Origin of the sequence: Streptomyces sp. 184, assembly GCF_045781775.1 — a bacterium.
In the GTDB taxonomy this organism is placed as follows: Bacteria; Actinomycetota; Actinomycetes; order Streptomycetales; family Streptomycetaceae; genus Streptomyces.
The window spans coordinates 1,552,839-1,572,409 of the sequence record NZ_CP123230.1; the positions used below are offsets into that span (position 1 = coordinate 1,552,839).

12 protein-coding genes are annotated in these 19,571 nt (G+C 73.6%); 6 read left to right on the top strand and 6 right to left on the bottom strand.

Annotated features, from left to right (window positions below):
• Positions 1 to 171: 171 nt before the first annotated feature.
• Together QBL21_RS06825 and fxsT are read left to right on the top strand one after the other, a co-directional pair.
• The gene (locus QBL21_RS06825; protein WP_407561084.1) at positions 172 to 1,416 is read left to right on the top strand and encodes an FxsB family cyclophane-forming radical SAM/SPASM peptide maturase; all 1,245 of its coding nucleotides are present in this window, start codon (positions 172 to 174) and stop codon (positions 1,414 to 1,416) included.
• Between the two features lie 66 nt (positions 1,417 to 1,482).
• A complete protein-coding gene (fxsT, locus tag QBL21_RS06830) occupies positions 1,483 to 4,443 on the top strand; it encodes an FxSxx-COOH system tetratricopeptide repeat protein (protein WP_407561085.1) in 2,961 nt (986 codons plus the stop codon).
• 75 nt (positions 4,444 to 4,518) lie between these two features.
• On the opposite strand, the gene QBL21_RS06835 is transcribed toward fxsT, so the two are convergent.
• From QBL21_RS06835 to QBL21_RS06850, 4 genes are all read right to left on the bottom strand, one after another.
• Positions 4,519 to 8,400, bottom strand: a complete 3,882-nt coding sequence (locus QBL21_RS06835) for a multifunctional oxoglutarate decarboxylase/oxoglutarate dehydrogenase thiamine pyrophosphate-binding subunit/dihydrolipoyllysine-residue succinyltransferase subunit (RefSeq protein ID WP_407561086.1) — start codon at positions 8,398 to 8,400, stop codon at positions 4,519 to 4,521.
• A 303-nt stretch (positions 8,401 to 8,703) separates the two neighbouring features.
• The gene (locus QBL21_RS06840; RefSeq protein ID WP_407561087.1) at positions 8,704 to 9,837 is read right to left on the bottom strand and encodes an ATP-binding protein; all 1,134 of its coding nucleotides are present in this window, start codon (positions 9,835 to 9,837) and stop codon (positions 8,704 to 8,706) included.
• Entirely contained in the window at positions 9,834 to 10,583 is a 750-nt protein-coding gene (locus QBL21_RS06845) for a response regulator transcription factor (RefSeq protein ID WP_407561088.1), read from the bottom strand. The genes QBL21_RS06840 and QBL21_RS06845 overlap by 4 nt, the downstream gene beginning before the upstream one ends.
• 79 nt (positions 10,584 to 10,662) lie before the next feature.
• On the bottom strand, positions 10,663 to 11,475 hold the full coding sequence (locus QBL21_RS06850; protein ID WP_407561089.1) for a spermidine synthase: 813 nt from the start codon (positions 11,473 to 11,475) through the stop codon (positions 10,663 to 10,665).
• Positions 11,476 to 11,582: 107 nt separating this feature from the next.
• On the opposite strand from QBL21_RS06850, the gene lon reads away from it, so the two are divergent.
• On the top strand, positions 11,583 to 14,015 hold the full coding sequence (lon, locus tag QBL21_RS06855) for an endopeptidase La (RefSeq protein ID WP_407561090.1): 2,433 nt from the start codon (positions 11,583 to 11,585) through the stop codon (positions 14,013 to 14,015).
• A gap of 153 nt (positions 14,016 to 14,168) precedes the next feature.
• Here the strand turns inward: lon and QBL21_RS06860 are convergent, their stop codons facing one another.
• Entirely contained in the window at positions 14,169 to 15,050 is an 882-nt protein-coding gene (locus QBL21_RS06860; protein WP_407561091.1) for a lysozyme, read from the bottom strand.
• Between the two features lie 380 nt (positions 15,051 to 15,430).
• On the opposite strand from QBL21_RS06860, the gene QBL21_RS06865 reads away from it, so the two are divergent.
• Positions 15,431 to 15,922 (top strand): MarR family winged helix-turn-helix transcriptional regulator, encoded by a 492-nt coding sequence (locus QBL21_RS06865; protein WP_407561092.1) that lies wholly within the window; start codon positions 15,431 to 15,433, stop codon positions 15,920 to 15,922.
• Between the two features lie 148 nt (positions 15,923 to 16,070).
• Here QBL21_RS06865 and QBL21_RS06870 read toward each other — a convergent pair whose 3' ends face one another.
• Positions 16,071 to 16,838, bottom strand: a complete 768-nt coding sequence (locus QBL21_RS06870) for a protein phosphatase 2C domain-containing protein (RefSeq protein ID WP_407561093.1) — start codon at positions 16,836 to 16,838, stop codon at positions 16,071 to 16,073.
• Between the two features lie 231 nt (positions 16,839 to 17,069).
• Here QBL21_RS06870 and QBL21_RS06875 point away from each other — a divergent pair, with 231 nt between their 5' ends.
• Together QBL21_RS06875 and QBL21_RS06880 are read left to right on the top strand one after the other, a co-directional pair.
• Positions 17,070 to 19,151, top strand: coding sequence for an ATP-binding protein (locus QBL21_RS06875; protein ID WP_407561094.1), 2,082 nt, complete (start codon positions 17,070 to 17,072; stop codon positions 19,149 to 19,151).
• A complete protein-coding gene (locus tag QBL21_RS06880; RefSeq protein ID WP_407561095.1) occupies positions 19,148 to 19,567 on the top strand; it encodes a roadblock/LC7 domain-containing protein in 420 nt (139 codons plus the stop codon). The genes QBL21_RS06875 and QBL21_RS06880 overlap by 4 nt, the downstream gene beginning before the upstream one ends.
• The last annotated feature ends 4 nt before the right edge of the window (positions 19,568 to 19,571 follow it).

Consider the following 19,571-nt stretch of genomic DNA (forward strand, 5'->3'; position numbering starts at 1 on the left):
GGCCGACGCCACCTTGCAGCCCGCCGACGATGCCGGGCGGCCGGATCGCGGCAGTTTACGTACAGAAACAGTCAGTTGGGCTGCCGCCGGGTTTCACCCGTGTGACTTGTGCGCCATGCATTCAGGGGCGGTGGGTCTCCACCGCCCGGACTCGGGGGACCGGGGAGCCGCATGGACTACGGAGGCACGGGCGCGGAGCAGGAGGCGCCCTGGCCCGGCCGGCTGCTGGACGTCGACCTACTGCGCGCCGTGGGCGTCCGGGCGGTGCCGTTCCGGCAGTTCATCCTGAAGGTGCACAGCCGCTGCAACCTGTCGTGCACCTACTGCTACGTCTACCACGGCGCCGACAGCGGCTGGCGCGGCCGTCCGGCCCGGATGCCGGAGGCCACCACCCGCCGCGCCGCCCACCGCATCGCCGAGCACGTACGCGCGCACGGGCTGCGCCGGATCCGTATCGAACTGCACGGCGGCGAGCCGCTGCTCGCCGGCGCCGCCTCGCTGGTCCGGCAGACGGCACTGGTGCGCGCGGCGCTGCCGGCCGAGTGCACCGTCGCCGTCGGCGTGCAGACCAACGGCACGCTGCTCACCGAGTCCGCGCTGGCGACGCTCGCCGCCGGCGGCATCCGGGTGGGCCTGAGCGCCGACGGCGGCACCCCCGGGCTGAACAGCCGCCGCGTCGACCACGCCGGCCGCCCCGCCTGGCCCGCGCTGGAGCGCGCGGCGCGGCTGCTGCGCCGGCACCCGGGCAGCCACGGCGGCATCCTGTGCACGGTCGACGTCACCGCCTCGCCGGCCGCCGTGCTGGACTCGCTGTGCGCCCTGGAGCCGCCGGCCGTCGACTTCCTGCTGCCGCACGCCAACTGGTCGGCGCCGCCCGCCCGCGCGCCGGGCCGCGGCCCCACCCCGTACGGCGACTGGCTCTGCGAGGTCTTCGACCGGTGGTGGGACCTGCCCCGGCCGTCGCCGCGGGTGCGGCTGTTCACCGAGATCCTCGGGCTGCTGCTGGGCCGGCCGAGCGGCACGGAGGCCGTGGGCCTCTCCCCGGTCACGGCGTTGGTGGTGGAGACCGACGGCGCCATCGAGCAGATCGACTCGCTGAAGTCCGTCTACGAAGGCGCGGCCGGCACCGGCCTCGACGTCTTCCGCAACTCCTTCGACGAGGCGCTGAACCACCCCGGCATCGCCGCCCGGCAACTGGGGCTGCGGGCGCTGTCCGCGCAGTGCCGCGGCTGCCCGGTGGTCGGGGTGTGCGGCGGCGGCAACTACGCGCACCGCTTCCGGGCCGGCGAGGGGTTCCGCAACCCCTCCGTGTACTGCGCCGATCTGGAGCGGCTGATCCGGCACGTCGCCCACCGCCTGGCGACCGCCGTGACGGCGCAACGGAAGGTCACCGCGGGGCCGCCGTGCGTGAGCTGACGGGCCACCAGATGGGATACTGTGCGGAGGATAAGACCTGCTGGGACTGTGGAGGGAGACGGTCGTATGGCCGAGCCCATCAGCATCAGTTACGCGGGGTTCAACCGCCCGTGGGCGGCCTGGATCGCCCATCAGCTCGAACTGCTCGGACACCCCACGGCGATGCTGCGCTGGAGCCCGGCGCCCGGCCGCCCGCTGGCCGACGAGCTGGCGGGGTTATTGGCGGCGCCCGACCGCATCCTGCTGCTGCTCGACGACTGGTTCTTCGGCCTCGGCCCGCGTGACGAGGACGAGTGGAACGACGCCCTGCGGACGGTCATCCCGCAGCACGGACACCGTTTCGCCGCCGCCAGCGTGGCCACCGGGATGCCCGTCGCCGCGGCGGCGCTGGCGCCCGTGGACCTCCGCGACCTCGGCACCGTCGAAGCCCGGCGCCGGGTCCTCACCCGGCTCGGCATCGACCCGGACGCGCCGGTGCGGCCGGACCGCGAGCCCGAGCGGGCACCGCGGTTCCCCAACGACCCGCCCGTGGTCTTCAACACCCCCCGCCGCAACTACCGCTTCACCGGCCGCGACGACATCCTGGAGCAGTTGCACGGCACGCTGTCCTCCGGCGCCGCCGGCCAGGGCGCCAGGATCGCGCTGTCCGGCATCTCCGGCGTCGGCAAGAGCCAGATCGCCATCGAGTACACCCACCGGTTCGGCAACGACTACGACGTCGTCTGGTTCGTCAACGCCAACTACCGCATGACGGCCCGCGAGCAGCTCGCCGACCTCTCCGTACGGCTGAACCTCCCGGTCGGCAGCAACATCGGCGAGCGGGTCCGGCGCGTCCGCGACGCGCTGCGCACCGGCCGCCCGTACCGCCGCTGGCTGCTGGTCTTCGACAGCGCCGACGAGATGGAGCTGCTCGACGACCTCATCCCCGAGGGCGCCGGGCACGTGCTCATCACCACCCGCACCCGCGACTGGGCCGTCAGCGGCGGCGCCCAGGAGATCGAGGTCCCGCACTTCACCCGCGAGGAGAGCGTCGCCTTCGCCCGCCGCCGCGCCCCCCGGCTCTCCGAGGCCGAGGCGGACGGGCTGGCCGAGGCGGTGCAGGACCTGCCGCTGGTGCTGAGCCAGACCGCGGCGTGGCTCGACTCCAGCACGATGGCGCCGGCCGAGTACATCGAGCTGCTGCGCGACAAGGAACCCGGCAAGGTCGGCATCAGCATCGGCTCCGACTACCCGATGGGCTTCCTGACGAGCTGGTCGATAACGCTCAACGGGATGCGCGAGAAGGCCCCGGCCGCGGCGGCGATGCTCAACCTGCTCGCCTTCTTCTCCCCGGACACCATCCCGGTGTCCCGCATCGTCGAGCGCAGCGACCAGTTGCCGAGGTATCTGGCGGAGCTGGCCGGCGATCCCATTAGCTGGCACTCCGCCCTGCGCCGGCTGTCGGAGTCCACCGCGGTCACCATCGACTACCTCACCGACCCTTCGCCGGAGACCGAGGTCGAAAAGGTCCAAATGCACCGTCTGTACCATCGCTTCCTGCGGAGCGACCTGCCCGAGGACGAGCGGGAGGCGATGTCGGCGACGGCCTGCCGGATCCTCGCCGCGGCCGACCCCCGGCGCCCCACGGACACCCGGGAGTGGGGGAGGTACGCCGAGCTGCTGCCGCATCTGGAGCCGGCCGGCGCGCTGGAGAGCGCCGACCCGGCCGTGCAGGAACTGGTCCTGCACTGCATCGACTACCTGCTCCAGCGCGGCGAGTACCGCGCCGCCCTGAAGATGTGCGAGCTGACGCTCGCCCCCTGGAGCATCCGGCTCGAACCCACGCACCGCTCGATGATCACGCTGGTGCACCGGCACGCCGAGGCGCTGCGCAACCTCGGCCGCTACCGCGAGTCCGAGGCCGCCGGCCGGCGCCTGGTGGACGTGCTGACCCCGGTGCGGGACGAGGAGGACCCCGACCTGCTCCAGGCCAGAAACGGCCTGAGCGGCGCCCTGCTGGGCCTCGGCGAGTACGAGGCGGCGCGCGTGGCGTTCGACGACGTACGGCAGAAGTACGCCGACCTCCTCGGCACCGACCACCCGCGCACCATGTCGCTCCGCAGCAACCTCGCCTTCTCCCTCGCCCTCCTCGGTCGCTACCAGGACGCGCTGGAGATCCACCGCGGCGTGCTCGTCGAGCGCGAGCGGCGGCTGCGTACGCGCCACCACCAGACCATGGCCTCCGGCACCCGCTACGCCTGGATGCTCCGGCTCCTCGGCCGCTACGAGGAGGCCCACTCCCGGCAGCAGCGCAACGCCGCGCTGCACCGCCAGGTCATGGGCGAGCACAACCCCCAGACCCTGCGCGCCGAGCACAACCTCGCGCTCTGCCTGCGCCGCCTGGGCCGGCTCACCGAGGCCGAGACCCTCATGGAGTCGGTGGTCGAGCGGTTCACCCAGGTCCAGGGCCCCCGGCACCCCGAGACCCTGATGGTCGAGGCCGACTACGCCACCTTCCTGCGCGAGCACCGCGACCTGCGCCGGGCGCGGGAGCTGGCCGCGTCGGTCAACCGGCGGTACGAGGCGATGCTCGGCGAGCAGCACCCGTTCACCGCCGGCACCCTGGGCAACGTCGGGCTCGCCCTGTGGCCCACCGGCGACTGGCAGGAGGCGTCCGAGATCGCGGAGCTGGCGCTCACCCGCATGACCGCCGCCGTCGGACCCACGCACCCGTGGACGCTGGGCTGCGCGCTGAACGCCGCCGCCGCCCGCAACCGGATGGACTCCCCGGACCACGCCGAGGAGCTGAGCCGGCAGACGCTCGGCACCATCCGGGAGGTCCTCGGCGACAAGCACCCCATGGCGCTGTCGGCGATGATGGCGCTCGTGGACGACCTGCGGTCGCTGCGCCGCTCGCAGGAGGCGAAGAAGGTGGAGCGGGAGGCGATCCAGATCCTCAGCGACACCCTGGGCGCCGACCACCCGCACACCCTCGCGTCGCGGCGCCGGGAGCGCCCGTACTGGGACTTCGAGCCGCAGCCGACGTAGCCCGGGGGTGCCGCCCCGCACCCCGTACGCGAAAGGGCCCCGCGCGAGCGGGGCCCTTCCGTGCTTCCGTACGGCTCAGAGGTCGAAGACCTCGGCGAGCAACTGGGCGTGCTCCGCCTGGTGGCGCTTGGCCGAGCCGACCGCCGGCGAGGACGACGACGGGCGCGAGACCCGGCGCAGCCGGTCCGCCTCCGGCACCGGCTGGGAGCCGATGATCAGGTCCAGGTGGTCGACCAGGTTGAGCGCGATGAACGGCCACGCGCCCTGGTTGGCCGGCTCCTCCTGGGCCCAGACGAACTTCGTCGCACCGCTGTAGCGCGCCAGTTCCGCCTGGATCTCCGCCCCGGGCAGCGGGTACAGCCGCTCCAGCCGGACGATCGCGGTGTCCTGGGCGCCGCGCTTCTGCCGCTCGGCGTCGAGGTCGTAGTAGACCTTGCCGGAGCAGAAGACGATCTTGCGGACCGCCGCCGGGTCGACGGAGTCGTCGCCGATGACCGGCCGGAAGCCGCCCGTGGTGAACTCCTCCGTCCGCGACGCCGCCGCCTTCAGCCGGAGCATGGACTTCGGGGTGAAGACCACCAGGGGCTTGTGGTGCGGGTTGTGGACCTGCCAGCGCAGCAGGTGGAAGTAGTTCGACGGCAGCGAGGGCATCGCGACGGTCATGTTGTTCTGCGCGGAGAGCTGCATGAACCGCTCGATACGGGCCGAGGAGTGGTCCGGGCCCTGGCCCTCGTAGCCGTGCGGCAGCAGCAGCACGACGCCGGAGGTCTGGCCCCACTTCTGCTCGGCCGAGGAGATGAACTCGTCCACGACGGTCTGCGCGCCGTTGACGAAGTCGCCGAACTGCGCCTCCCACAGCACCAGGGAGTCCGGGCGGGCCAGCGAGTAGCCGTACTCGAAGCCCATCGCCGCGTACTCGCTGAGCAGCGAGTCGTAGACGTTGTAGCGGGCCTGGTCCGGGGCGAGGTAGTTCAGCGGGGTGTAGTCCTCGCCGGTCTTCTGGTCCACGAGCACCGCGTGCCGGTGGCCGAACGTGCCGCGCCGGGAGTCCTGGCCGGCGAGCCGGACCGGGGTGCCCTCCATCAGCAGCGAGCCGAACGCCAGCGTCTCGCCCATGCCCCAGTCGATGGTGTCGTCCTCGACCATCGACACCCGGCGCTGCAACTGCGGCAGCAGCCGCGGGTGCACCGAGACCTGGTCGGGCAGGCTCACCTGGGAGTCGGCGATCCGCTTGACGACCTCTTCGGAGATGTGCGTGTCCATGGCCACCGGGAAGCCGGGCAGCGCGTGCGCCGGCACCTCCGCCGGCGCGGGCGTCTCGGTGGCGTCCCGTACCTCGGTGAAGACCTTCTCCAACTGGCCCTGGAAGTCCTGGAGGGCCTGCTCCGCCTCTTCCATGGTGATGTCGCCGCGGCCGATCAGGGACTCGGTGTAGAGCTTGCGCACCGAGCGCTTCTTGTCGATCAGCTCGACCATCTGCGGGTTGGTGAACTGCGGGTTGTCGCCCTCGTTGTGCCCGCGGCGGCGGTAGCAGATGAGGTCGATGACCACGTCCTTGTTGAACGCCTGGCGGTACTCGAAGGCCAGCCGCGCGACGCGCACGACGGCCTCGGGGTCGTCGCCGTTGACGTGGAAGATCGGCGCCTCGATCATGCGGGCCACGTCCGTGGCGTACATCGAGGAACGCGCGGACTCCGGCGGGGCGGTGAAGCCGACCTGGTTGTTGATGACGACGTGCACGGTGCCGCCGCAGCGGTAGCCGCGCAACTGCGACATGTTGAGCGTCTCGGCCACCACGCCCTGGCCGGCGAACGCGGCGTCGCCGTGCAGCGCCAGCGGCAGCACGGTGAAGTCCGTACCGCCCTTGCCGATGATGTCCTGCTTGGCGCGGACCACGCCCTCCAGCACCGGGTCGACGGCCTCCAGGTGGGAGGGGTTGGCGGTGAGCGAGACCTTGATCTGCTCGCCGTCCAGGCCGGTGAAGGTGCCCTCCGTGCCCAGGTGGTACTTCACGTCGCCGGAGCCGTGCATCGACTTCGGGTCGAGGTTCCCCTCGAACTCGCGGAAGATCTGCGCGTACGACTTGCCGACGATGTTCGCCAGCACGTTGAGCCGGCCGCGGTGCGCCATGCCGATGACGACCTCGTCGAGGCGGGACTCGGCGGCGGCGTCGATGACCGCGTCCAGCAGCGGGATGACGGACTCGCCGCCCTCCAGCGAGAAGCGCTTCTGGCCGACGTACTTCGTCTGGAGGAACGTCTCGAACGCCTCCGCGGCGTTCAGCCGGCGCAGGATGCGCAGTTGCTCCTCGCGCTCCGGGGTGTCATGCGGGCGCTCCACGCGCTCCTGGATCCACTTGCGCTCCTTCGGATCCTGGATGTGCATGTACTCGATGCCGGTGGTGCGGCAGTACGAGTCCCGCAGCACGCCGAGGATGTCGCGCAGCTTCATCATCGACTTGCCGGCGAAGCCGCCGACGGCGAACTCCCGCTCCAGGTCCCAGAGCGTCAGGCCGTGCTCGTTGACGTCGAGGTCGGGGTGCTTGCGCTGCTTGTACTCCAGCGGGTCGGTGTCGGCCATCACGTGGCCGCGGACCCGGTAGGAGTGGATCAGGTCGAAGACCCGGGCGGCCTTGGTGACGTCGTCGTCGTGGCTGGCGTCGATGTCGCGGAGCCAGCGGACCGGCTCGTAGGGGATGCGCAGGGACTTGAAGACCTCGTCGAAGAAGTCGTTCTCGCCCAGCAGCAACTGGTTCATGATCCGCAGGAACTCGCCGGAGGCGGCGCCCTGGATGACGCGGTGGTCGTACGTCGACGTGAGCGTCATGACCTTGGAGACGCCCAACTGGTTCAGGGTGTCCTGGGAGGTGCCCTGGAACTCGGCGGGGTAGTCCATCGCGCCGACGCCGAGGATCATGGACTGGCCGGGCATCAGCCGCGGCACGGAGTGGACGGTGCCGATGCCGCCGGGGTTGGTGAGCGAGCACGTCACCCCGGTGAAGTCGTCCATCGTGAGCTTGTTGGCGCGGGCGCGGCGGACGATGTCCTCGTACGCCTGCCAGAACTCGAAGAAGTTGAGCGTCTCGGCCTTCCTGATGGCCGCGACGACGAGCTGGCGGTCGCCGTTGGGCTTGACGAGGTCGATGGCCAGCCCGAGGTTGACGTGCTCGGGCTTGACCAGGGTGGGCTTGCCGTCCTTCTGCGCGAAGGAGTGGTTCATCGACGGCATCAGCTTCATCGCCTGGACCATCGCGTACCCGATGAGGTGCGTGAAGGAGACCTTCCCGCCGCGGGCGCGCTTCAGGTGGTTGTTGATGACGATGCGGTTGTCGAAGAGCAGCTTCACCGGGACCGCGCGGACCGAGGTGGCCGTCGGCAGCTCCAGCGAGGCGTTCATGTTCTTGGCGACGGCGGCGGCCGGGCCCCGGAGGGTGACCAGCTCGGGGCCCTCGCCCGGGGCGGCGGCGGGCTTCGCGGCCGGCTTGGCCGCGGGCTTCTCCGCCGGCTTGGCCGCGGGCTTCGCGGCCGGCGCGGTGGGCGCGGTGGGCGCAGCCGCGGTCTGGGCCGGCGGCCGGGCCGCGGGCCGGCCGTCGACGGCGGGCGCCGGGGCCTGCTGCGGCGGCGTGGCCGGAGCCGGCGCCTGGGTCTGGGCCGGGGCCTGGGCCGCGGGGGCCGGTGGCGCGGCGGGCCCCGCACCGTCCGGCGACGGGGCCGTGGCGGTGGCGGGCTGCGCCGCCTGGGTCACTGCCCCCTGGTTCCCGCCGGCGGTACCCGGCTTGTAGTCGGCGAAGAAGTCCCACCAGGCCCGGTCCACCGAGTTGGGGTCCTGGAGGTACTGCTGGTAGATCTCGTCGACGAGCCACTCGTTGGGACCGAAGGCGGCAGCAGGGTCTCGGCCCTGGCTGGGCTCTTCGGTCCGGACGCTCGACGAGCTGCTCTTAGGGGACTGTGACGACACGGCGGCAACCGCCCTCTTCCGCTTCACAAGGTGATGGACAGCGGAAAACAAGGCTACGCCCCCCGAGCTGGAACGTGCAGGCCGCACCCGCCGGAGGTCGCGTAAGTCACAATGCGAACGTGGTTTGGGTCCAGGAATTGGCGGGAAATAAAGAAAGTTTGCCCGCGTGCGGCATGGGGGCATCGAGGCGGTGGCGCCGCTTCCCGTTGTCGTACGGGGCCATTCACCGGCTGCTCTGCCGCCGTTGCCGGGGCGTTCCCACGCTCTGGCAAGGTCAAGTGTAGGTCAAGTCACGAACGAGCGTTAACCCGGAAGGGTGAGCCTGATCCGGCAGCCGCGGGGCGATTCGGCCACACCGATCCGGCCGCCGTGCAGATCCACCGCCCAGCGCGCGATCGCCAGCCCCAGCCCGGTGCCCCCGCCGTCCGCACCGTGGTCGCCGAGCAGCCCGGTCTCCCGCCCGCGGTTGAAGCGCTCGAAGACCCGGTGCCGCTCGGCGGCGGGGATGCCGGGGCCCTCGTCGAGCACCTCCACCTCCAGCCCGTCGGGCTGGGCGCCGGCGCGGGCGCGCACGGTGACCCGGCCGCCGGGCGGGCTGTGCTTCACGGCGTTGTCGATCAGGTTCGCCATCACCTGGTGCAGCCGCTCGGCGTCGGCCCGTACGACCAGCTCGGGCGGCCAGACGTCCAGGTGCAGCCGGACGTCCCCGCGACCGCGGGGGCCGGGGGCGTCGCCGTTCGCCTCCGGGGCGTCGGCCGCGCCGTGGGCGCCGCTGCCGAAGTGCGCCTCCTTCAGGACGCCCGCGAGGTACTGCTCGACCGAGAACCGCCGCAGCCGCAGCGGCACCACCCCGCTGTCGATCCGCGACAGGTCGAGCAACTGCTCCACCAGCCGCCCCAGCCGCTCGGTCTGGCGCAGCGCGGTGCGCATCGTGTCCGGGTCGGCCTCGGAGACGCCGTCCACCACGTTCTCCAGCACGGCGCGCAGCGCGGCGATCGGGGTGCGCAGCTCGTGCGAGACGTTGGCCACCAGCTCCTTGCGGTGCCGGTCGACGGACTGGAGGTCGGCCGCCATGCGGTTGAACGTCTGCGCCAGCTCGCCGAACTCGTCCCGGCGGCGGGTGGCCAGCCGGGCGGTGTAGTCGCCGTGCGCCATGGCGCGGGTGACCGCGGTCATCTGCACCAGCGGCGACGTCAGCCGCTGGCCCACGAACTGGGTGATCAGCAGCGAGGCGATCAGCGAGAAGACCGTGATCAGCCGGACCTCGGTGGAGGAGCGGATGGCCACCCACACCAGGCCGGTGGCGATCACCACCGAGCCGATGACCAGGGCGCCCAGCGCCGCGTTCACCGAACGCACCGGGTCCAGCGGGCGCAGCGCGTCCCACACCCGGCGCCAGAACCCGGGCTCCGCCCCGCCGCCGTCCGGCACCGTCATGTGACGGGGGTCTCCAGCGCGTAACCCACGCCGTGGACCGTACGGATCCGCTCGGCGCCTATCTTGCGGCGCAGCGCCTTGATGTGGCTGTCGACGGTGCGCGTCCCCGAGGCGTCCTCCCACTCCCACACCTCCACCAGAAGCTGCTCGCGGGAGAGCACCGCCCGCGGCTGGTTGGCCAGACACGCCAGCAGCTCGAACTCCGTCGGCGTCAGATGGACGTCGTCCCCGCCGACCCGCACCCGCCGCTCGGTGTGGTCGATCTCCAGCTCGCCCAGGCGCAGCGTGTCGTCCCGGGAGGCGCCCGCCGCGAGCGTGGCGCGCTCCACGCGGCGCAGCAGGACGTGCACCCGCGCGGCCAGCTCGCGCATGGAGAAGGGCTTGGTCATGTAGTCGTCGGCGCCGACGCCCAGGCCGACGAGCATGTCCGTCTCGTCGTCCCGCGCGGTCAGCATCAGCACCGGCACGAGCCGCTGGGCCTGCACCCTGCGGCACACCTCCAGCCCGTCGAAGCCGGGCAGCATCACGTCGAGCACGAGCAGGTCGGGTCCCCACTCCGCCGCGCTCGCCACCGCGGCCGGGCCGTCTCCGGCCGTACGTACCTGGAAGCCCTCGGCGCGCAGCCGCGCCGAGATCGCCTGCCCGATGGTCGGGTCGTCCTCGACGACCAGCACCCTGCGCTGGGCACCGGGCGTCACTGCGGCCGCGTGGTCGGCACGGCCGTTCAGGGCTTGTCTGTCTGCCATGTGTTCGTGGCCCTCGCCGTCTCTTCCCCGTAGGCCCTCCGGTTCAGCTAGCAGCGTATGGGGAGGTGACACGCCTCGGCTACGGGGAACGGACAGCCCCGGGGTGCGTTGCGGGTGCGGTGTCCGGTGGGCGGACGGCGAGGTGGACGGCGTCCGGTACGCCGCGGCGGACCGGGATCTCCTCGGTGCGTACGTCCGTGAAGCCGGCGGTGCGCAGGGCGGCCTCGAAGTCGGGGGAGGGGCGGGCGGACCAGACGGCGAGGACGCCGCCGGGGGTCAGGCGCTCGCGGCAGGCGGCGAGGCCGGCGGGGGCGTAGAGGCCGGAGTTGCCCTCGGTGACGGTCCAGTCGGGGCCGTTGTCGATGTCGAGGCAGACGGCGTCGTAGCGGTGGGGCGTGGTGGCGAGGTGGTCGAGGAGATCGGCCTGGACGAGTGCGACGCGGGGGTCGGCGAGGGCGGGGCCGCTGAGGCGGGCCAGGGGCGCGGCTTCGGCCCCGCCGGCTGCGGCTGCGGCGGCTGCGGGTACGGGTCCGCCGGCCGCGGTGCCGGGGGGCTGCGCCGGGGAGCCGGTGTGCCACTCGACGACCGCCGGCTCGCGCTCGACCACCGTGATCCGCGCCCAGCGCGGGTCCGCCGCCGCCTCGGCGAGCGAGAAGCCCACGCCGAGGCCGCCGATCAGCACCGCCGGTGCCCGATCCGGGCCGCCGCGCACGGCGTCCGCGGCGGCCCGGATCAGCAGTCGCTCGGAGCGGCCGTCCGAGGTATCCATGAGGAAGACGCCGTTGGCGATGATCTCGTGGTGTATGCCGCGCCGCCGCAGCACGACCTCCCCGTACGGGCCGGACCTGCGGTCGACCGTCACCGCGGTCGCCGCGTCGTCTTGGCTGCTCATGGCCCCATCCTGCCCGATCGCTGACAGCGAACAGACGGCCGGGAACATCACGGCACCCCTCCGGGTTGAGCCCATGTAACTCAACTTGCATGCCGAAGGGGAGATCAATGGCTACTGAGTCCAGCTCGAACGCGCCGCTGGCCCTGCCCGTCCTGCCGCTCGATGACGAGGTCGTGCTCCCCGGCATGGTCGTGCCGCTCGACCTCTCGGACGGCGAGGTCCGGGCCGCGGTCGAGGCCGCGCAGGCCGCGGCGCGCGGCAGCGGGCACAAGCCCCGGGTGCTGCTCGTCCCGCGGGTCGACGGCACGTACGTGGGCACCGGTGTCCTCGGCCGCGTCGAGCAGGTCGGCCGGCTGGCCGACGGCGACCCGGGCGCGCTGATCCGCGGCGTCACCCGGATCCGTATCGGCGCAGGCACCACCGGCCCCGGGGCGGCGCTGTGGGTGGAGGGCACGGAGATCGAGGAGTCCGTACCCGATCCCGTTCCCGGCGCCGTCACGGAGCTGACCAAGGAGTACAAGGCGGTCGCGACCGACTGGCTGCGCAAGCGCGGCGCCTGGCAGGTCGTGGACCGCGTGCAGCAGATCGACGACGTCGGCCAGCTCGCCGACAACGCCGGCTACTCGCCGTTCCTCACCACCGAGCAGCGCGTGGAGCTGCTGGAGACCACCGACCCGGTGGCCCGGCTGAAGCTGGCCACGCGCTGGCTGAAGGAGCACCTGGCGGAGCAGGACGTCGCCGAGTCCATCGCCAAGGACGTCCAGGAGGGCGTCGACAAGCAGCAGCGCGAGTTCCTGCTGCGCCGGCAGTTGGAGGCCGTGCGCAAGGAGCTGCGCGAGCTGAACGGCGAGCCCGACGGCGAGGAGTCCGACGACTACCGCGCCCGCGTCGAGGCCGCCGACCTGCCCGAGAAGGTCCGCGAGGCGGCCCTGAAGGAAGTCGACAAGCTGGAGCGCAGCTCCGACGCCTCGCCCGAGGGCGGCTGGATCAGGACGTGGCTCGACACGGTCCTGGAGATGCCGTGGAGCGAGCGTACGGAGGACGCGTACGACATCGCCGGCGCCAAGGAGATCCTGGACGCCGACCACGCGGGCCTGGAGGACGTCAAGGAGCGCATCACCGAGTACCTGGCGGTGCGCAAGCGCCGCGCGGACCGGGGCCTGGGCCTCGTCGGCGGCCGGCGCGGCGGCGCGGTGCTCGCGCTCGTCGGCCCGCCCGGCGTCGGCAAGACGTCGCTGGGCGAGTCCGTGGCGCGGGCCATGGGGCGCAAGTTCGTCCGCGTCGCGCTCGGCGGCGTCCGGGACGAGGCGGAGATCCGCGGCCACCGGCGTACGTACGTCGGCGCGCTGCCCGGCCGCGTCGTACGGGCCGTCAAGGAGGCCGGGTCGATGAACCCGGTCGTGCTCCTGGACGAGATCGACAAGGTCGGCTCCGACTTCCGCGGCGACCCGGCCGCGGCCCTGCTGGAGGTCCTGGACCCGGCGCAGAACCACACGTTCCGCGACCACTACCTCGAAGTCGAGCTGGACCTGTCCGACGTGGTCTTCCTGGCCACCGCCAACGTCCTCGAAGCCATCCCCGAGGCGCTGCTGGACCGGATGGAACTGGTCCGCCTCGACGGCTACACCGAGGACGAGAAGGTCACCATCGCCCGCGACCACCTGCTGCCGAGGCAACTGGAACGCGCGGGTCTGGAGGCCGGCGAGGTCGCCATCGAGGACGAGGCGCTGCGCAAGCTCGCCGGCGAGTACACCCGCGAGGCGGGCGTACGGAACCTGGAACGCTCCCTCGCCCGGCTGCTCCGCAAGATCGCGGCGCAGCACGAACTGGGCGACGCGAAGCTGCCCTACCCCGTCGGCGTCGAACAGCTCCGCCCGCTGATCGGCCGTCCGCACCACACCCCGGAGGCCGCCACCGACCCCGCGGAGCGCCGCACGGCGGTCCCCGGCGTGGCGACGGGCCTGGCGGTGACGGGCGCCGGCGGCGACGTGCTGTACATCGAGGCGTCGCTGGCCGACGCCGAGTCGGGCGCCTCCGGGCTGACCCTGACCGGCCAGCTCGGCGACGTGATGAAGGAGTCGGCGCACATCGCGCTCTCCTTCCTGCGCTCGCGCGGCGCGGAGCTGGAACTGCCGGTGGCCGACCTGAAGGACCGGGGCATCCACCTGCACGTACCGGCGGGCGCGGTCCCGAAGGACGGGCCGAGCGCGGGCATCACGATGACGACGGCGCTGGCGTCGCTGCTCAGCGGCCGGCAGGTGCGCACGGACGTGGCGATGACCGGTGAGGTGTCGCTGACGGGCCGGGTGCTGCCGATCGGCGGCGTGAAGCAGAAGCTGCTGGCGGCGCACCGCGCGGGGGTCACCACGGTGATCATCCCGAAGCGGAACGAGCCGGACCTGGACGACGTGCCGGCCGAGGTGCTGGAGAAGCTGGAGGTCCACCCGGTCTCGGACGTCCGCCGCGTGCTGGAGCTGGCCCTGACGCCGGCCGGCGCGGCGGCCGAGCCGGACCGCCCGGAGGTCCCCCTGGCGGCCTGACCGCCGGGCGACCCGCACGGACTCGGCCCCTCCCGACCACCCACCCGGGAGGGGCCGTTCGGCGTGCGCGGGGGCCGACGGGTACCGCCGGTCTCCCCGGAGGAGCAGCTCCGGGGAGACCGGCGGGGGCCGGCGGGGCGGTGTGCGCCCGGGTCAGCCGTTGGCGAGTGCCTGGAGGCGGTCGTAGGCGCCGTTGAACTTGTTGTGGTCGCCGACCGTCGGGCCCGTCGAGGTGTACTGCCAGAAGGTGTAGAAGCCCCAGCCGCCCGGGAGGGTGCCCGGCGCGGAGGCGTAGCGGGCGACCCACAGCGGGTGGTTGCCGGCGTAGCCGCCGTAGTTGCCCGTGCACTGGGTCCACCAGTTGGTGTTCGTGTAGATCACCGCGTAGCGGCCGGTGCGCTCGCGGTAGCGGGTGAGGAAGGAGCTGATCCAGCTCCGCATCGACGCCTGGCTGAGGCCGTAGCAGGTGGCGCCGTAGGGGTTGTACTCGATGTCCAGCACGCCCGGCAGCGTCTTGCCGTCGCGGGACCAGCCGCCGCCGTTGCTGGCGAAGTAGTCGGCCTGGGCGGCGCCGCTGGCGCCGTTCGGGAGGGCGAAGTGGTACGCGCCGCGGATCATCCCGACGTTGTACGAGCCGTTGTACTGCTGGGCGAAGTACGGGTTCTTGTAGCCGGTGCCCTCGGTGGCCTTGACGTACGCGAAGCGGTTGCCGCTGTTCCAGAGGGTGGACCAGTTGACGTTGCCCTGGTGGCTGGAGACGTCCACGCCCTCGACGGTCGCGAGCGGGCCGGCCTCCTGGCCGCCGGCGGCGCCGGACGCCCCGGGGGCGCCGGTGCCCTCGTGCAGGCGGATGCCGGCGCCCATGTACGCCTCGCCGCGCTCGATGTCGCGGGGGTTGGGGTTGAGCCGGTTGCCGGCCGCGGCGGCCGGGCTGGTCAGACCGACGACGAGGGAGAGCGAGGTGGCCGCGACGGCGATGGCGGCGGCGAGGGAGCGGCGGGCGGTGCGCGGGCGGATGCGGACTCGGGATGACATGCGTTCCTCCGGGTGTGGGGGTTCCTCGGTGGTGCCGGTGGTGCCGGTGTTGCCGTGGTTCCGGTAGTGCCGGGGTTCCGGTGGTGCCGGTAGGAGGAGGGGTGCGGAGGTGCCGGGCGTGTGGTGCTGCCGGCTCGGGGGTGCGGCGGGAGCGGCGGGGCGGCGGTGGCCCGTCCTCGTACGCCTGCTGGGCCCTGGCCCGATGCTTGGTGTGACCATGTCACTACGTGCTGCGCCGAAGGTAAGCGCAGCGGGTGAGCGAGCGAAAGAGGGTCCGACAGGTGCCTTTGGTCTACGCCTGCGAAATACTGGGGGAGCTGCGGCTTCTGCCGCTTCTGAAGAAAACTTTCAGCCCGCGGAAAGCCGGAAGGGCCCCTGACGTGCACAAGGCCGAAACCCCCGGAGGCGAGCAGGAGAACGAGGGAAATGGTGTGGACCACGTCTTCCTCGATCTGGAGCGGGAGTTGGCGGTCTTCTACCGCCGGGCCCGCGGCATCGCGGCGGATATGGCCCGCCAGGTGGGCCCCGGGCTCGAACCCGGCGCGTACGCCATGCTGGCCCAACTGGAGGGCGGCGGACGGCGCGCCACCGAACTCGCCTGCTACTTCAACATCGGCAAGGCGACCGTGAGCCGGCAACTGCACACCCTCGAAGAACTGGGCCTCGTCGACCGCGAGCCCGACCCCGCAGACGGCCGCGCCGCGCTCGTGCGGCTGACGGAGGAGGGGAGGCGGCGGGTGCTGAAGGTGCGCGAGGCGCGGCACGCGGAGTACGTCCACCGGCTCGCCGAGTGGGACCGGGGCGAGGTCGCCGAACTGGCCCGGCTGCTGGGCCGGTTCAACGAGCTGAACGCGGGCGGGCGGGTGCGGTAGGGGCCCCGCGGGCCACGCCCGTCCTGCTCCTGCCCGCACTCCGCCGGATCGGCGGCCCGCCGGCCCGGTCGGCTTCGCCGGACTCCCGGGCCTCCGGCCCCGGTCTCCCGGCCGTCCGGCCGTCCGGCCGTCCGGCCGTCCGGGCCCGTTACAGCTCCACCAGCACCGCCGACGCGTCGTCGTGCACCTTCCCCCTGCGGTACCGGCTGCGGTCCGCGTCCGCCGCCTCCGCGGCCCGCACCTCCTCCACCACGCCCTGCGGCCCCGCCTTCCGCACCCGCTGGAGCAGCGCCGCCCAGTCGCCGAGGCCGAACACCTCCGTCCAGCGCGTCACCCCGTCCGTCAGCGCCGCCAGCGCCACCACCTCCGTACGCGGCACGCTGCCCACCACCGCCCGCGCGGCCACCTCCGGGTCGGCGGCGGCGGTGAAGAAGCCGCCCTCGCGGTTGCGCCACTCCTCGGCGGGGCGGTCCCGCGGCAACCGCGACAGCCTGAGGTCGAGCACCGGCCGCACCCCGCCGTCCGGCCCCTCCAGCAGCAGCGCCGCGTCGCACAGCACCAGGTGCTCCACCGTCTCGCCGTCCCAGCGCACCGCCGCCACCGTGGCCTGCGGCGTCCGCCGGTGGGTCAGGTCGCAGGCCGGGCCGTGCGCCGCGGCGGTACGGCGGACGGCCGCCGCCAGGCAGTCCGCGAGCGAACCCTCGCGGGCGCCGGCCAGCTCCAGGAACGCGCCGCCCAGCCGCGCCACGAACCAGGGCACCCCGTGGACGCAGCCGGTGTCCCCGTCCCGCGGCGGCGTCACGCCGTCCAGCACCACCGCGGCGCCGCCGGCGCCGGAGGCGGGCAGGGCCACGGCGGCGTAGTCCTCGTTCGGGGCTTCGGGTACGGCGGGGGCGCCGGCCAGTTCGATGCGCATGATCCCAGTCTGCCCGTACGGGCCGTGCGGCCCCCGACGCGGAGCGGACGGCCCGGCGGCCCGCAGGCAAACAACCCTCACTCGTTCGAGTGAGCGCCGGGGCAAAGTCCGCACGCGCGCGACCCCTGCTGCCAAGGTCAACCACCGGGACCGAGGCGCTATCGGACTCCGTCACAAACAGTCCGAAATGAATGGACATGGCGCCGCGGACAAAGAGTTGAAGGAGGGCGATTGCGGACCCCCGTGCAGCCGGATCGGCAGGAGGGCGGCGACCGGCGCAGGCCGCAGCGGCGGTCGCGGCGCGGCGATGCGCCCGCCGCGCAGACTTCCGCGCAGCCCACCACACCGCCGACCGCACCGCGCCCCTCGCCGCGCCCCTCGCCGCGCGCCAGGGCCGCGTACCTCGTCGTCGGCGCCGCCGTGCTCGCGGCGGGCGCGCCCGGCCTGGTGGGCGCGCTCCGCACCGTCCGCGCCGCGGACCCCGCGCGCCGGGCCCAGGCGATGAGCACGCTCCAACTGCACGGCGCGCTGCTCGCGCTGTGCGTGCTGCTGGCCGTGGGCGTCGTCGTCTACGCGGCGCGCGGCGGACGCGGCGCGGACACCGCCGACGGTTCCGGCACCGAGGCCGGCGGCGCCGGAAGCGCCCGGGCCGCCCGGGCCGCCGAGGCCGAACTCGCCGCCGTACGCGCCGAGCTGGCGGAGGCGAAGGAGCACCACGTCGTCGAGCGCGACTCGCTGCTGCGCGAGCGGGCGGCGCTCGCCGAGCGCATCGGCGGGCTCCAGGCCAGCGTGCAGGGCACGTTCGTCGGGCTGTCGCGCCGCACGCTGGGCCTGGTCGAGCGCCAACTGTCGTTCATCGACGAGCTGGAAGCGCACGAGCAGGAACCCGGCACGCTGGAGACCCTCTTCCGGCTCGACCACCTCGCGGCCTGCATGCGCCGCCACAGCGAGAACCTGCTCGTGCTCGCCGGCGCCGACCACCGCGGCACGCGGCGCGCGAACGTTCCGCTGATCGACGTGCTGCGCGCGGCGGTCGGCGAGATCGAGTCGTACCAGCGGGTGGTGCTCTCCCCGGACGTGCCGCAGATGCAGGTCACGGGCTTCGCCTCCGGCGACGCGAGCCACCTGCTGGCCGAGCTGCTGGAGAACGCCACGTCCTGCTCCCCGCCGGAGTCCGAAGTGCTGCTCACCGGGCGGCTGCTGGGGACGGGCGACCTGCTGCTGGTCGTACGCGACGAGGGCATCGGCATCAGCCCGGCGGGGCGGGTCGACGACCTCAACGCACGGCTCGCCGACGTCGACCCGGGGCCCGCGCCGCGTGAGGCGCTGGGGCTGGGGCTGTACGTGGTCGCGCGGCTGGCGGCGCGGCACGGCGTGGGCGTCGAGCTGCGCCAGCGGGACCGGGGGCTGGACGCGGAAGTGCGGCTTCCGGCGCGGCTGCTGGTGGACCCGGCGGGGGGCGGTGCGGTCGGCGGCGGCGCGGTGGACTTCGCGGGCGGTGCTCCTGCGGCGGCCTTCGGCGGGGATGCCGGTCACGCCGTGGCGTTGCCCGGAGCGGGGGGCACGGACGACGGCGGGCGGGGGAGCGTAGTCGCGGAGCCGGGTGCGGGTCTGGGTGCGCGCGCGGGGGGCCTGGGCGTACGGGACGGGGGTGCGGCGGCCGTACGGGTCGGGCCGCAGCGCTCCGCCCCGCCGCCCGACGGCGGCGTACTGGAGTCGCCGCCGCCGTTCGCGTCGGCGCGGCCCGCGGCCACGCCGCGGACCGGCGGATGGGTGCGCGCCGAGGCGGGGATGCTGCCGCGGCGCCGGCCAGGCGGGACGGTGCCCGGCGGTGCGGCGACCGGCGCCCCTGCGGCGCACGGGGTGGCGGCGCACGGTGCGGCCTCCGACCGCGAGGCGGCCGTGCATGCGGCGTTCGGCCACCCCGCTCCCGGCCTTGCGGTGGCCGGTCACCCGGCGCCCGGCCGACCGGGGCACCACGAACCGGGGTTCGACCACCCGGTCCCCGGTCACCCCGCCCCCGGCCACCCCGCGCTCGCGCCCGCCGGTGCCGCGCCCGCCCGTGCCCTCGCGGCGCAGCGCGGTGCGGAGTCGTCCGGCGGGTGGCCCGTCGTGGCCGCCGCCCCCGCCGCGGGCACGCGGACCAGGGCGCCCGTGGCCGCCGTACCCGCGCAGCCGGAGCGGCAGGCCGTCGACGCGCGCGAGGTGCGGCGGCTCCTCGGCGGGCTCCAGCAGGGGTGCCGGGACGGGCGGCGGGCCGCCGCCGCGGAGGCCGCGACATGGGAAGCGAAGGAGCAGGGAGCCAGCACGTGAACAGCACACAGGACCAGCGGGAGACCATCAGCAGCCTGCGGTGGATGCTCGACAACTTCACCGCGGAGGTGCCCGGCGTACGGTCCGTGGTCGTCGTCTCCGCCGACGGGCTCCCCCTGCTCGCCGCCCCGCCGCAGTCCGCGTCGGCGGGCGAGCAGTTGGCCACCGTGGTCTCCGGCATCGGCGGCCTCACCAACGGGGCCGCGGACGTCATGGACGGCGGCCGGGTGAAGCAGACGATGGTGGCGATGGAGGACGGCTGCCTGGTGGTGATGCAGGCCGGTGACGGCTCGCTGCTCGGCGTGCTGACCGAGCCGGACTGCGACCTGAGCGTCGCCGCGTACCACATGGAACTGTTCGTCGGCCGCGTCGGCCACGTCCTCACCCCGGGCCTGCGCGGCGAACTGACCGGCTGACCCC

What these genes read in the sequence shown, in the direction of transcription:
- QBL21_RS06825 (WP_407561084.1), top strand. Translation starts at nt 172, where the DNA reads ATGGACTACGGAGGCACGGGCGCGGAGCAGGAGGCGCCCTGGCCCGGC.
- QBL21_RS06870 (WP_407561093.1), bottom strand. Translation starts at nt 16,838, where the DNA reads ATGCGCATCGAACTGGCCGGCGCCCCCGCCGTACCCGAAGCCCCGAAC.
- fxsT (WP_407561085.1), top strand. Translation starts at nt 1,483, where the DNA reads ATGGCCGAGCCCATCAGCATCAGTTACGCGGGGTTCAACCGCCCGTGG.
- QBL21_RS06860 (WP_407561091.1), bottom strand. Translation starts at nt 15,050, where the DNA reads ATGTCATCCCGAGTCCGCATCCGCCCGCGCACCGCCCGCCGCTCCCTC.
- QBL21_RS06845 (WP_407561088.1), bottom strand. Translation starts at nt 10,583, where the DNA reads ATGGCAGACAGACAAGCCCTGAACGGCCGTGCCGACCACGCGGCCGCA.
- lon (WP_407561090.1), top strand. Translation starts at nt 11,583, where the DNA reads ATGGCTACTGAGTCCAGCTCGAACGCGCCGCTGGCCCTGCCCGTCCTG.
- QBL21_RS06850 (WP_407561089.1), bottom strand. Translation starts at nt 11,475, where the DNA reads ATGAGCAGCCAAGACGACGCGGCGACCGCGGTGACGGTCGACCGCAGG.
- QBL21_RS06840 (WP_407561087.1), bottom strand. Translation starts at nt 9,837, where the DNA reads ATGACGGTGCCGGACGGCGGCGGGGCGGAGCCCGGGTTCTGGCGCCGG.